Annotated in this window: 6 protein-coding genes and 2 pseudogenes; 3 read left to right on the top strand and 5 right to left on the bottom strand. The window is 74.9% G+C overall.

Annotated features, from left to right (window positions below; genetic code table 11):
• Nucleotides 1–19: 19 nt before the first annotated feature.
• From NZH93_RS49500 to NZH93_RS01735, 3 genes and pseudogenes are all read left to right on the top strand, one after another.
• Nucleotides 20–6,094 (top strand): annotated as a pseudogene (locus tag NZH93_RS49500) (type I polyketide synthase); the annotation flags it as partial.
• Nucleotides 6,091–6,798, top strand: a pseudogene (locus tag NZH93_RS01740) (thioesterase II family protein); the annotation flags it as partial. The pseudogenes NZH93_RS49500 and NZH93_RS01740, both read left to right, overlap by 4 nt.
• A 45-nt stretch (nt 6,799–6,843) precedes the next feature.
• Complete coding sequence (locus tag NZH93_RS01735; protein ID WP_259621432.1) at nt 6,844–8,013, top strand: alpha-hydroxy-acid oxidizing protein; 1,170 nt, start codon at nt 6,844–6,846, stop codon at nt 8,011–8,013.
• 5 nt (nt 8,014–8,018) lie between these two features.
• Here the strand turns inward: NZH93_RS01735 and NZH93_RS01730 are convergent, their stop codons facing one another.
• The 5 genes from NZH93_RS01730 to NZH93_RS01710 all read right to left on the bottom strand — a co-directional run bounded on the left by NZH93_RS01730 (nt 8,019) and on the right by NZH93_RS01710 (nt 14,245).
• Entirely contained in the window at nt 8,019–8,660 is a 642-nt protein-coding gene (locus NZH93_RS01730; protein WP_259621073.1) for a response regulator, read from the bottom strand.
• Nucleotides 8,657–9,937: a sensor histidine kinase gene (locus NZH93_RS01725; RefSeq protein ID WP_259621072.1), complete on the bottom strand. Its 1,281-nt coding sequence runs from the start codon at nt 9,935–9,937 to the stop codon at nt 8,657–8,659. Before NZH93_RS01725 ends, NZH93_RS01730 begins: the two co-directional genes overlap by 4 nt.
• Nucleotides 9,938–9,962: 25 nt before the next feature.
• Nucleotides 9,963–11,588, bottom strand: coding sequence for an FAD-binding oxidoreductase (locus NZH93_RS01720; RefSeq protein ID WP_259621071.1), 1,626 nt, complete (start codon nt 11,586–11,588; stop codon nt 9,963–9,965).
• Nucleotides 11,589–11,769: 181 nt separating this feature from the next.
• Nucleotides 11,770–13,254 (bottom strand): family 43 glycosylhydrolase, encoded by a 1,485-nt coding sequence (locus NZH93_RS01715; RefSeq protein WP_259621070.1) that lies wholly within the window; start codon nt 13,252–13,254, stop codon nt 11,770–11,772.
• A gap of 43 nt (nt 13,255–13,297) precedes the next feature.
• Nucleotides 13,298–14,245: an arabinan endo-1,5-alpha-L-arabinosidase gene (locus NZH93_RS01710; protein WP_259621069.1), complete on the bottom strand. Its 948-nt coding sequence runs from the start codon at nt 14,243–14,245 to the stop codon at nt 13,298–13,300.
• Nucleotides 14,246–14,247: the final 2 nt, after the last annotated feature.

Raw genomic sequence — 14,247 nt, 5'->3', positions numbered from 1 at the left:
GGCCGAGGAGAGGGACCACGAGCCGATCGCGATCATCGGCACGGCCTGCCGCTACCCCGGCGGGGTCACGTCGCCGGAGGACCTCTGGCGGCTCGTCGCCGACGGCGTGGACGCGGTCGGCCCGTTCCCGGACAACCGCGGCTGGGACCTGGCGGCGCTCTACGACCCGGACCCGGACACGCCGGGGACGTCGTACGCCCGTGAAGGCGGGTTCCTGCACGACGCCGCGAGCTTCGACGCCGACCTGTTCGGCATCTCGCCGCGCGAGGCGCACGCGATCGACCCGCAGCAGCGGCTGCTACTGGAGATCGCCTGGGAGGTCTTCGAACGCGCGGGCCTCGACCCGACGTCGGTGCGCGGCAGCCGGACCGGGGTGTTCGTCGGCGCGATGTACGACGACTACGCGTCGCGGCTCGTCCCCGCGCCCAAGGAGTACGAGGGGTACCTGAGCACGGGCAGCGCGGGCAGCGTCGCCTCCGGGCGGCTGGCCTACACCTTCGACCTCACCGGGCCCGCCGTCACGGTCGACACCGCGTGCTCGTCGTCGCTGGTGGCGCTGCACCTCGCCGCCCAGTCGCTGCGGCGCGGGGAGTGCGCCCTCGCCCTCGCGGGCGGCGTGACGGTCATGGCGACGCCCACCTCGTTCATCGAGTTCAGCAGGCAGCGCGGCCTGTCCGCCGACGGTCGCTGCAAGGCGTTCTCCGAGTCCGCCGACGGCACCGGCTGGGCGGAGGGCGCGGGCCTGCTGCTCCTGGAACGGCTGTCGGACGCGCTGCGCAACGGCCACGAGGTGCTGGCGGTCGTCCGCGGCTCCGCGGTCAACCAGGACGGCGCCAGCAACGGCCTGACCGCGCCGAACGCCGCCGCGCAGGAGCAGCTCATCGAACAGGCGCTCGCCGACGCCGGGGTGTCGGCCGCGCAGGTCGACGTCGTCGAGGCGCACGGGACGGGCACCAGGCTCGGCGACCCCATCGAGGCGCAGGCCCTGCTCGCCACCTACGGCCGGGCGCACACCCCGGACCGCCCGCTGCGGCTCGGCTCGCTGAAGTCCAACATCGGGCACGCCCAGGCGGCGGCGGGCGTCGGTGGGGTCATCAAGATGGTCGAGGCGCTGCGCCGCGGCGTCCTGCCCGCGACCCTGCACGTCGAGCGGCCCACGCCGTACGTGGACTGGTCCGACCGCCGGGTGGCGCTGCTGACCGAGCGGGTGCCGTGGCCGGAGAACGAGCACCCGAGGCGGGCGGCGGTGTCCTCGTTCGGCATCAGCGGCACCAACGCCCACGTCGTCCTGGAGGCCGGACCGGTCGCGGAGGTCGCGGCGGCACGGCGTTCGACCCCGTTGACCACCGTGCCGGTCCTGCTCTCGGCGAGCAGCGCCCCCGCGCTGCGGGCACAGGCGGATAGCCTGCTGAGCCACCTCGCCACCGTCCCGACCGCCGACCTGACCGCGCTCGGCTTCTCGCTCGCCACCACCCGCGGGGCCCTCAAGCACCGCGCGGTGCTGCTCGCCGCCGACCGGGCGGACCTGGAGGCGGGGCTGCACGCGGTCGCCGCCGACGGCACGGCGCCGCGCCTGGTGCGGGACACCGCGGGCGAGGGCAGGACGGCGTTCCTGTTCGCCGGGCAGGGCTCCCAGCGCCCCGGCATGGGGCAGGAGCTGTACCGGGCGTTCCCGGCGTACGCCGAGGCGTTCGACGCCGTCTGCGACGCCCTGCGCCCGCACCTCGACCGCCCGCTGCGGGACGTGGTCTTCGCGACCGGCGGAGCCGACCTGCTCGGGCGGACCGACTGGACCCAGCCCGCGCTGTTCGCCTGCGAGGTCGCCCTGTTCGGGCTGCTGGAGTCGTGGGGGGTGCGGCCGGACGCGGTGCTCGGGCACTCGGTCGGCGCACTGGCGGCGGCCCACGTGGCCGGGGTGCTCACGCTCGCCGACGCCGCCGCGCTCGTCGCGACCAGGGGCCGGGTCATGGCCCGGCTGCCGGAGGGCGGCGCGATGGTGGCGCTGCGCGCGACCGACGTGCGGGCCGCCGCCCTCATCGCGGGTCACGAGCACGAGCTGGCCGTGGCCGCCGTCAACGCGCCCGAGTCGACCGTGCTCTCGGGTGACCGCGAGGCGCTCACGGCCGTGGTCGAGGCGTTCCGGGCGGCGGGTGGCACGGCGACCTGGCTGCGGGTCAGCCACGCCTTCCACTCCCCGCTGGTGGACCCGGTGCTCGCGGAGCTGCACGACGTGGCCGCGGGCCTGACGCCCGGCGAACCGCGGATCACCCTCGTGTCCGACCTGACCGGGAAGCCCGTCGAACCCGGCCAGCTCGCCGACCCGGACTACTGGGTGCGCCACGCGCGCGGCACCACCCGGTTCCAGGACGGCGTGCACAGCCTGGTGGACCTGGGCTGCACGCGCTTCCAGGAACTGGGGCCCGGCGGTGACCTGGCCGCGCTGGCCGCCGACTGCTTGGCCGACGTCCCGGAGCCCGTGACGAGCGCGCCCGTGCCGTCCCTGCGGCCGAACCGGCCGGAGGTCGAGGCGCTGCTGACCGCCGTCTCGCACCTGCACGTCAGCGGGCAGGCGGTCGACTGGGCGGAGGTCTTCGCCGACCGGCCCGCCCGCGTCTCGCTGCCGACCTACGCCTTCCAGCGCGAGCGCTACTGGCTGCCCGCGACCACCCCGCCGGGCCATCCGACCGCGGACCTGCGCGCGGCGGGCCTCACCCCGTCCGGTCACCCGCTGCTGGGCGCGCTGGCCGAACTGCCGGGCTCGGACGGCCTCCTGCTGAGCGGCAGGCTGTCGCTCGCCGACCACCCGTGGCTGGCCGACCACCGCGTCGGCGGAACGGTGCTGGTGCCGGGGACGGCGCTGGTGTCCATGGCCGACTGGGCGGCGCGCAAGGCCGGCTGCGACGTCGTCGAGGAACTCGTGCTGGAGGCGCCGTTCGCGGTGCCGGAGGACGCGGAGTTCCAGGTGCGGGTCTCCGTCACCGGCCCCGACGACGCCGGGCTCCGCTCCGTCACCGTGCACGCCCGGCGTGAGGACGACGAGCCGGGCGAGTGGACCCGGCACGCCAGCGGCACGCTCGCGCACGGGCCCGCCGAGCCGCCCGCCGACCTGCGCGTGTGGCCGCCGGTGGCCGCGGAACCGGTGGACGTGACGCCGGACCGGCTCTACGCCGACCTGTCGGCGAGCGGCCTCGACTACGGGCCCGCGTTCCGGGACGTCCGAGCCCTGTGGCGGCGCGGCGACGAGGTGTTCGCCGAGGTGGCGCTGTCCGACGCCGGGCTCCACCCGGCCGACTACCTCGTGCACCCGGCCCTGTTCGACGCCGCCCTGCACGCCATCGCCCTCGACGGCCTGGGCGACGGCCCCCTGCTGCCCTACGCCTGGGCGGGGGTGCGCACCCTGGCCCCCGCCGGATCGCGGCTGCGCGTCCGCCTCGCCCCGGCGGGTCCGCGCGCGGTGTCGGTCGACGCGGCCGACGCCGACGGGAACCCGGTGGTCTCGATCCGTTCCCTCACGCTGCTGCCGAGGTCCGCCGAAGGGGCGGACGCCGACGGCCTGCTCTTCCCGTCGTGGACCCCGCTGACCGACCTGCCCGACGCGGGCGGCGACCTCCGGGAGGTTTCGGACGTCCACGACCTGGCGGCTCTCGTCGACCCGGTGGCTCCGGACCGGCTCCTGCTGACCTGCTCCGCCACGGACGCGGACCCGGCCGTCGCGGTGCGCGAGGTGCTGCACCGGGTCCTGTCCGTCGCGACCGCCCTCACCTCGGACGAGCGGTTGGCGGGCACGCGGTTGGTGGTGCGCACCAGGAACGCCGTCGCCGTGGACGGCGACCAGGACCCCACCGGGCTCGCGCACCGCGCCGCCTGGGGTTTCGTGCGCTCGCTCCAGGCCGAACACCCCGACCGGTTCGTCCTCGTGGACTCCGACGGAGACCCGGCGTCCGACCGGGTCCTCGTCGCGGCGCTCGCGACGGGGGAGCCCCAGCTCGCTCTGCGCGCGGGAGCCGCCTACCGGCCGACGCTCACCGCCGTGGAGCCCGCCGCGGTGCTGACGCCGCCCGCCGGGGAGCCGCACTGGCGCCTCGACTTCGTCGGCAGGCAGACCTTCGAGGACCTGGCGCTCGCCCCGTGGCCGGAAGCGGCCGAACCCCTCGCGCCCGGCCAGGTCCGGGTGCGGCTGCGGGCCGCCGGGCTGAACTTCCGCGACGTCCTGCTCACCCTCGGGGTGATCCCGCCGTCGGTCGACCCGGACGCCACCAGCACCGGCCAGGGCGGTGAGGGCGCGGGCGTCGTCCTCGAAACGGGACCCGGCGTCACCGACCTGCGGCCCGGCGACCGGGTGATGGGCCTGTTCGCGGGCATCGGGCCGGTCTCGCTCACCGACCACCGGCTACTGGTCCGCGTCCCGCGCGGCTGGACCTTCGAGCAGGCCGCGGCGGTGCCCGTGGCCTACCTGACCGCCTACCACGGCCTGGTGCACCTGGCGGGCCTCGGCGCGGGCGACTCCGTCCTCGTGCACGCGGGGTCCGGCGGGGTCGGCACGGCGGCCGTGCGGCTCGCCCGCCACCTGGGCGCCGAGGTCTTCGCCACCGCGAGCCCGGCGAAGTGGGACGCCCTGCGCGCCGCCGGACTGCCCGACGACCACATCGCGTCGTCCCGCGCGCTCGACTTCGAGCAGCGCTTCCTCGCGAGCACCGGGGGCCGGGGCGTCGACGTGGTGCTCAACTGCCTGGCGGGGGAGTTCATCGACTCCTCCCTGCGGCTGCTGCCGCGCGGCGGCCACTTCCTGGAGATGGGCAAGACCGAGCACCGCGACCCCGATGAGGTGGCCGCGGCCCACCCCGGCGTGTCCTACCGCGCCTACGACGTCCGCGATCCCGGCCTGGACCGGATGCGGGAGATGCTCACCGCGCTGCTCGACCTGTTCGACCGGGGAGTCCTCGCACCGCCCCCGGTGTCCACCTGGGACGTCCGACGGGCGTCGTCGGCGTTCCGGCACCTCGGCGAGGCCAAGCACGTCGGCAAGGTGGTGCTCACCCTTCCGGCGGACGAGCTGTGGGACGCCGACCGGGCCGTGCTGGTCACCGGCGGCCACGGGCACCTCGGCCGACTCGTCGCCCGGCACCTGGTCGTCGAGCACGGGGTGCGGCAGGTGCTGCTGATGGGCCGGAGCCTCCCGGCGCCGGGAGGCGAGGCGGCCCGTGCCGTCGAGGACCTGCGCGGTCTCGGAGCCGACGTCCGCGCCATCGCCTGCGACGCCGCGGACCGCGCCGCACTGGACGCGGCACTGGCCGACCTCGACCGCGACGGCGTCCGCCTCGGCGGTGTGGTGCACGCGGCGGGCGTGCTCGACGACGGCGTGCTCGCGTCGCTCACCCCCGACAAGCTGGAGCACGCGCTGCGCCCCAAGGTGGACGCGGCGCTCAACCTCCACGCCGCCACCCGCGACCTCGGCGCGTTCGTCGTCTTCTCCTCGCTGGCCGGGACCCTGGGCACCGCAGGGCAGGCGGGGTACGCCGCGGGCAACGCCTTCCTCGACGCACTGGTCGAGTCGCGGCGCTCGGCGGGGCGGGCGGGGACCTCCGTGGTCTGGGGCCTGTGGGAGGGCGCCGACGGCATGGGTGCCGACCTGGCCGCCGCCGACCTCGCCCGCCTGGCGCGCACCGGCGTGGCCGGGCTCTCCGACCAGCGCGGCCTCGCCCTGTTCGACGCCGCGATCCGCCGCGCCGCGCCGACGGCCGTCGCCGCCGAGTGGGCGCTCGACGGCCTGCGGGACAGCACCGCGCCGATGCTGCGCGACCTCTCCCGGAGCACCGCCCCGGTCGCGCCCGCCCCGGTCGAGGGACCGTCGCTGCTGGACACCGTGCGGCACGAGACGGCGGTCGTCTTGGGCCACGCCTCCGGTCAGGCGGTGGACCCGCGCGAGCTGTTCGACCGGATGGGCCTCGACTCGCTCGCGGCGGTGGAGTTGCGCAACCGGATCGCCGCCGCGACCGGGACGCGGCTGCCCGCCACGTTCATCTACGACTGGCCGACCCCGGCGCACCTGGCGGAACGCCTGGGTGAGCCCGCACCCGAGGAGGGGACGTCATGACCCTGACCGACAACACCCCGGTCCGCGCGCCGCGGCCACGCAGGCACCCCGCGGCGAGGCTGGCCTGCTTCCCGCACGCGGGTGCCTCCGCCGACGCCTTCACCGCGCTGGCCGCCGCGCTGCCGGAGGACGTCGAGGTCCTGACCTTCCAGTACCCCGGCCGCCGCGAGCGCCGGTCCGAGCCGTGCGCCGCGGACATCGCGGACCTCGCCGGCGAGGCGGCGCGCCTGCTCGCGCCGTACACCGACCGGCCGCTGTCCCTGCTCGGGCACAGCATGGGAGCCCTCGTCGCGTTCGAGACCACCCGGCTGCTGGAACAGCGGGGAGCGGTCGCCCGGCTGTTCGTCTCGGCCGCCCGGCCGCCGAGCGAGGACTGGGGCGAACGCGACCTCGACGCGCTGGACGACGCCGACGTCGTCGCCGAGCTGCGGCGGTTGGGCGGCGTGCCGGAAGCGCTGCTGCGGGAGGAGGACGTGGTCGCGGAGATCCTCCGGCTGCTGCGCGCCGACCACCGGGCGCTGCGCCGCTACCGCTGCCCGCCCGACGCGCTGGTGGCGGCGCCCGTCACCGTGCTGCTCGCCGACGCCGACCCCAAGAACACCCTGGAGCAGACCGGCGGCTGGGCGCGGCACACCACCCACGGCTTCGACACCGAACTGCTGGTGGGCGGCCACTTCGCCCTCACCGGCCGTGATCCGGACGTGGCCAGGCTGCTCGCCGACCGCCTCCTGGAGCGCGGGAGCGCCCCGATGGCCACGCCCGCCGACGCGGTGCGCGAGATCTACCTCGCCGGGATCGGCGGCGGCACACCCGCGCTCACGACGGACCTGACCGCGCTGGAGGAGCAGGCGCGCGCCGTCATGACCCCCGCCGCCGTCGGCTACGTCCTGGGCGACGCCGGGACCGGCGAGACCGGCAGGCTGAACCGGCGGGCGTACGCGCGTCGTCACCTGGTGCCGAGGATGCTGCGCGGTGCCGCCCAGCGCGACCTGTCGGTGTCCCTGTTCGGCCGGACCCTGTCGTCGCCGGTGCTGCTGGCGCCCATCGCGGCCCAGACCGTGGCGCACCCCGAGGGGGAGCTGGCCACGGCCAGGGCCGCGGCGGAGGCGGGGGTGCCGCTGGTCCTGTCCACCGGGTCGTCGCACAGCCTGGAGGACGTCGCTGCCGTCGCGGGGCCGAGGTGGTTCCAGCTCTACTGGCCGTCGGATCGGGCCGTCGCCGCGTCACTGGTGCGGCGCGCCGAGCAGAGCGGCTACACGGCCATCGTGCTCACCGTGGACGCGCCGACGTTCGGCTACCGGCCCACCGACCTGGACAGCGGTTACCTGCCGTTCCTGCACGGGCACGGGATCGCTAACTTCACCTCCGACCCGGTGTTCCTCGCGGGCCTGCCCGACGGGGGCTCCGTCCTCCAGCACTGGGCCCGCGTCTTCGCCAACCCGGCGCTGGACTGGGACGACCTGCCCTGGCTGCGCACCGTCACGTCGCTGCCGATCCTGCTGAAGGGCGTCCTGCACCCGGCAGACGCCCGGCGGGCGCTGGACCTGGAAGCGGTGGACGGCGTGATCGTCTCCAACCACGGGGGCCGCCAGCTCGACGGGACCGTCGCGGCGCTGGACGTGCTGCCCGCCGTCCGCGCCGCCGTCGGCAACGACGTGCCGGTCCTCGTCGACTCCGGCGTCCGCACGGGCAGCGACGTCCTCAAGGCGCTGGCGCTGGGCGCCGACGCGGTCCTGTACGGCAGGCCGTACCTCTACGGCCTCGCCCTCGACGGCCAGGCCGGTGTCGCGCACGTCCTGCGCTGCCTGCTGGCCGACCTCGACCTGGCGATGGCGCTGGCCGGGTGCCGGAGCACCGCCGACGTCACCCCGGACCTGCTGATGCCCGAGGCGCACCCGGCGCCCTACGACTTCGGCTGACGTCCTCAGTGCCGTTCCGGCGCTCGCGGGACGAGCAGCCCCCGGTGGAACGCCTCGGTGACGGCGGCGGCGCGGTCGTTCACCCCGAGCTTGGCGTAGATGTTCAGGGTGTGGGACTTGACGGTGGCCTCGGTGAGGAACAGCTCGGCCGCGGCCTCCTTGTTCGTCGCCCCGCCCGCGACCAGGTGGAGCACCTCCAGCTCGCGCGGGCTGAGCGGGCCGGGAGCGGGGCGGCGCACCCGGTTCATCAGCAGGGCCGCCACCGACGGCGCGAGCACCGCCTCGCCGCGCGCCGCGGCCCGGACCGCGCGCAGCAGTTCGTCGCGGGGCGCGTCCTTGAGGAGGTAGCCGGTGGCGCCCGCCTCGATCGCGGGGATCACGTGGACGTCGGTGTCGTAGGTGGTCAGCACCAGCACGCGCGTCGTGGCCGACAGCTCCCTGGTCGCGCTCACCCCGTCCAGGCCGGGCATCCGCAGGTCCATGAGAACGACGTCCGGGCGCAGGGACCGGGCCAGCCGAACGGCCTCGGCCCCGTCGGCTGCCTCGCCGAGCACCTCGAACCCAGGGTCGCGGGCGAACAGGGACGTGAGGCCGTCCCGCACGACCGGGTGGTCGTCCACGACCAGCAGCCGGATCGGGTCGGTCACCCGGTCACCTCCGTCCGGTGCCGCGGCTCGGGTCCGATCCCGCACGCGCACCCCTCCGCGGGCTCGGCCGGGACGCGGGCCGAGATGCCCGTGCCGCCGCCGGGCTCCGATTCGACCAGCAGTGTGCCGGACAGGCCCTCGATCCGTTGGCGCATCGCGATCAACCCGAACCCGCCACCTCCGGCGGACGGGCCGCGGGCGGTGGTGTCGAACCCCGTGCCGTCGTCGCGGACGTCCAGCGCCGTCTCGCGCTCCAGGTGCGACAGCGTCACTCCCACCCTGGTGGCCCGCGCGTGCTTGGCCACGTTGGCCAGCGCCTCCTGCGCGATCCTGAGCAGCGCGACCTCGGCTTCGGGTCGGACCGGCCGCGCGGTCCCGGTCGTCACGACCCGGACCGGGATGCCGTGCGTCGCGGACCACCGCTCGGCGACGCCCGCCAGCGCCTCGCTCAGCCGGGCCGTGCGCAGCGGCTCGGGGCGCAGCGCGTGCACCGACCGCCGCGCGTCCGACAGGCTCTCCCTGGCGAGGTCCGTCGCGGTGGCGACGTGCCCGCGCCACCCCGCCGGGTCGTCGCCCGCGTGCTCGGCCGCCCGCAGTTGGCTGACGATGCCGGTGAGTCCCTGCGCCAGGGTGTCGTGGATCTCCCGCGCCATCCGCTCCCGCTCGTCCCGCACGCCCGCGTCCCGCGCCTGCGCCACCAGCCGCTCGTGCAGCGCGGCGTTCTCCGCCAGCGACTCCGCCAGCCTGCGGTTCGCCTCGCGCGCCTCGCGCAGCGCCTGTTCCCGCTCCTCCTCCTGCCGCGCCGCGCGCCGGGCGAACCAGGCGAAAGCGCACAGCGGCAGCGCGTTCGCCGCCACGACGACGAGGTAGGTGGCCAGGCCGACGACCGTGGCCTTGTCCACGTCGTACGCCTGCGCCGTGCCCGCCACCACCGCCACCGCGCCGACGCCGACCGGCTGCCACGGCCACGGCACGAGCCGGAACGCGTAGAAGTAGCAGACCGGGGTGAAGAGGCCGAACCACGGAGCCCTGACCACCAGGACGGCCGTGAGCACGATGAGCACGGTGACGAACACGACCATCACCGGCGTCCGCTCGCGCCAGGCCGGGCGGAGCGTGAAGACCCCCAGCACCCACGCCGCCGTGAGCGCGCACAGGACCAGGTCCACGCGCGCCGCCGGGCCCTCGACCGCGTAGGTGGTCGCGGCCAGGAACGCCAGCAGGGCGTGGGGTCCGACGGTCGTCACCGCGGACCACCGCGTCGCCTGCTCGGTCACCCGCGTGATCCTGCCGGCAGCCGGGTCACCGGGGAGGCTGGACGGACAGGGCGTGCCGGAAGACGTCGCGCGGGTCCCACCGGGCCTTGACCCGTTGCAGCCGCGGGTAGTTCTCCTTGAAGTAGAGCCGTTGCGCGGACACGCCCGAGGTGTTCCACGCCGGGTCGGCCAGGTCGACGTCGGGGTAGTTGACGTACGAGCCGTCGTCGACGTCGCCGGGCACGGGCACACCGCCGGTCGCGGAGTACACGTCGCGGTAGAGGTCGCGCACCCACGCGAGGTTGGCCGCGTCGTCGGATTCCTCGGCCCAGACCGCCTGGTACACCGCCTTCATGACGACGTCCCGCTGGGCGACCGCGGTCGCGTCCGGGGCCACCGCGCCGACCTGGCCGCCGTAGCCGATGAGCAGCATCCCGGAGCCCGGCCCGCCGGTGGGGTTCGTCAGGTTGCGGTGCACGGCCGCGAGCTGCGCCTCGGTGAACGAGCGCCGCAGGTAGCCCGCCTTGATCTTGTACCGCCGGGTGACCACGTCACCGGGCTCGCCGCTGCCGGGCCAGGTCATCCGGTGCAGCCACGGCAGCGTCCGCCGGTCCTCGAACACCGGGGCGAGACCGGTGCCCGCGGCGACGGCGGCGATGAACTCCGCGACCCGGCCGTCGGCGTCCGGGACGTCCGCGTCGACCTGCACGGCCAGCATGACGGTGCCCGCGGCGCGGTGCGACGCCTGGAGGATGCCGTACACCGCGGCCTGCGGAGAACCGGGCGCGCTGTTGTGCTCGTGCCACGTCCCGAAGTTCCGCAGCAGCGTTGTGAACGACTGCTCGGTGAGCTGGTCCCAGGCCCAGAACAGCACGTGTTGCAGCATCCGCCGGGGCGCCGCGGGCAGCAGCCGGGCCGGGTCCGCGCCCGTGGCGCCGGGGGAGCGCAGCCAGTACCGGGTGACGACGCCGAAGCTGCCGCCGCCACCGCCGGTGTGCGCCCACCACAGGTCGTGGTTCGGGTCGGCCGGGTCGCGGGTGGCGACCACCGCGCGGGCGGTGCCGTCGCGGTCGACGACCACCACCTCCACGCCGTGCAGGTGGTCCACCACCGAGCCGTGCCGCCGGGACAGCGGCCCGTACCCGCCGCCCGCGAAGTGCCCTCCCGCGCCCACCTCCGGACAGCTCCCGGCGGGGATCGTCACGCCCCAGCCGGTGTGCAGCGTCCGGTACACGTGGCCGAGGGTGGCGCCGGGCTGCACGGCGAACGCCCGCCGGTGGGCGTCGTAGCCGACCGCGTTCATCGGCGACAGGTCCAGCAGCACCCGCACGGCGGGGTCGGCGGTGAAGTTCTCGAAGCAGTGCCCGCCGCTGCGCACCGCGACCCGCCTGCCGGACCGCACCGCCTCCGACACCGCCCGCACCACCTGGCCGGTCGACCCGACCACGCGGATCTCGTCCGGCCGCCCGACGAACCGGAAGTTGTTGCCCCGCAGCAGGTTTTCGTAGCGGGAGTCGTCGGGGCGGATCGTCACCGGCCCGAACGCCGACTCCGCTCCCGCCTCCGCTTCCGCGGCACCGGCCGCCCCGGTGCCCAGCGCCGCGACCGCCGCCGCGCCCGCGCCGACCAACAACCCGCGACGGCTCACCGAGCCCGCGTCCACCTCTGACATGCGTCAAGCTCCCCTCGGACCGAAGGGCTCCAGCCTCCCGGCCCGGCGGCGCTGCACGCGTCGTCCCGACTGCCGGTCCGGTGGCTGAACCTCCCTCCCCACCGGACGGTTGATCGCCTCCACCGATCGGGGGGTGGGCTCGGCCGGAGCGTCGTGAGGGGTCCGGCCGAGCCCGGTCCGGTCAGCTCGCCGGTTCCCCGGAGGGGGCGGCGAGCGAGGTGCCCAGGCGGACGGGGGTGCCGAAGTTCGGCGTGCCGTCGGAGTTCCAGGTGAACCTCTGGGCGCGGGTGGAGCGGTTCATGTCGCAGCCGCCGCCCGCCGAGTCGTTGGCGTGGTAGACGATCCAGTCCTCCGTGCCGTCCGGGGACTTGAAGAAGCCGTTGTGCCCCGGCGCGAAGACGCCGTTGCCGTCGTTGCGCTGGAACACGGGGTTGGCCGACTTCGTCCAGTGCGCGCGGTTCAGCGGGTCGGTACCGGTCAGCGTCAGCAGGCCTAGCTTGTAGTCCGGGCCCCAGCAGGCGCTCGCCGAGTACACGATCATGGTCTTCCCGTTGCGGTACAGGGGTTCCGCGCCCTCGTTCACGGCGCCGGTCTGCCGTTCCCAGGCCAGCGTCGGCTGGCTGATGGTGCGCCTGCTGCCGCTGATCGTGTACGGGTTGCTCAACGGGGTGATGGTCAGGCTCTGCGTGCCGTCCATGGCGCTGCCCATCAGGTACAGCTTCCCGCCGTGCTGGAGAATGCTGGGGTCCAGTTCCCAGGTGCTGCCCAGGTCGGCCTTGAAGGTGTACGGGCCCAACGGGTCCGTGCCGGAGGACTCGAGCACGTGCAGCCGCTGGGTGGGGTTGTAGTCCGGCACGTTCTGGCCCGCGACGTAGTAGAGGTACCAGCGGCCGTTGAGCAGGTGGAACTCCGGGGCCCACATGTTGCAGCACCGGTTGGGGCGCCCGGACAGCGTGAAGACGGTCTGGTCGGCCGCCGTCGACAGGCCCGCCAGCGTGCGGGACCTGCGCATCGTGATCGTCGAGTTCCACGTCGTCGTGGCCAGGTAGTAGTAGCCGTTGTGGAACTGGAGCCACGGGTCCGGGCCGTTGCGCTTGATCGGGTTGGTGAAGGTGCCGGCGGCGAGCTTCACCGGCAGCCACTGCTGGTTCGCCCCGTCCAGGTCGGGCCACTGCACCACCCGCGCGCCGTCGGCGGTGGACCACTCGTAGGTCTCGACCGCCTTGCCGCTGCCGCGGTTGAGCAGCCGCACGTACCCGCCTGCGGAGTCGGCCAGCCGGAACTGCTGGCTGGTGGTGTTGCCGTCGGTCCACTGGACGACGTCGGCCGCGTCGGCGGTCGAGCCGCCGGAGATCTGGAGGACCTTGCCGCTGTGCCTGGACTTCAGCCGGTAGTAGCCGCCGCCGGAGTCGAGGAACTGCCACTGCTGCCACGCGCCGTCGTTGCGGGTGTACTGCGCGATCCGGGCGCCGTCGCCGGTCGCCAGGTCGTAGACGTCCAGCGCCTTGCCGCTGTGCCGGTTGACCAGGACGTAGGAGGCGTTCGTGTCCACGACCGCCGCCGACGCGGCGGGTGGCAGCGCCGAGGTGATACCGCCCAGCAGCGCGGCGGTGGTGGACAGGACGAGGGCGGCCCGTCGTCGACGGACGGCGTTGATCGGTGTCACGGTGTTCTCCCTGTGACGCTGCACGGGTGTCGTGGTGGGGTGGTCAGTGGACGTAGGGCCAGCCTGCGGAGTCGATGGCGAGCAGGTTGATGCCCAGCAGCGACGTGCCGTTGTCGGCGTAGTAGTGGTAGATCAGGACGTCGCCGTCGTTGTCGGCCAGCACGTCCTGGTGCCCCGTCCCGTGGACGCTGCCCTGCCCGGCGAGCACTTCGGTGCCACCGCCGGAGGTGAGCGCCACGCCGTTGCGGTCCACGTACGGCCCGGTGACGCTGGTGGAGCGGCCAACCATGACCCGGTAGGTGCTGGCCGCCCCGCGGCAGCACAGGTCGAACGACACGAACAGGTAGTAGTAGTTGCCGCGCTTGACGATGTTCGGCGCCTCGATCGCACCGCCGTTGCGGCCCGCGACCGAGCGGATCGTGCTGTCCGAGCGCAGGCCGGTGGACGGGTTGAGCGCGATCATCTTGATACCGGACCAGAACGAGCCGAAGCTGAGCCACCAGCGGCCCTGGTCGTCCACCACCAGGTCGGGGTCGATGGCGTTGAAGTTGTCCGACGTCCGCGTCTCGACCACCAGGCCGCGGTGGGTCCACGTGCCGGAGTTGCCGCTGGGGCTCGTGGCCAGGAAGATCGCGGACCTGTTGGAGCCGAACGTCGAGGCCGAGTAGTACAGGTAGTACTGGCCGTTGCGGTAGGACAGGTCCGGTGCCCACAGGTTCCGGCCGCCGCCGGTGTAGGCGCTCGTCCACGACGCGCCGCCGGGGAACACCGAACCCGCGTTGCGGAAGGCGATCCGGTCGGTCGAGGTCTTGAGCGCGATGTCGTTCCCGGTGTGCGCCACCAGGTAGCTGCCGTCCGGCCGCTTGACCGCGCTCGGGTCGTGCACGCCGACGTCACCGGTCACCCGGCCGGGAGCGGGGTAGGCCGACGCCGGTGTCGCCGTCGCGACGATCAACACCAGCGCGACCGCAGGCACCAGGGCGCGTTTCATCG

This window comes from Umezawaea endophytica (assembly GCF_025061645.1).
Classification (GTDB): domain Bacteria; phylum Actinomycetota; class Actinomycetes; order Mycobacteriales; family Pseudonocardiaceae; genus Umezawaea; species Umezawaea endophytica.
Note: the sequence above shows the minus strand (reverse complement) of the source record. Positions and strands in the feature narration are given on the sequence as shown.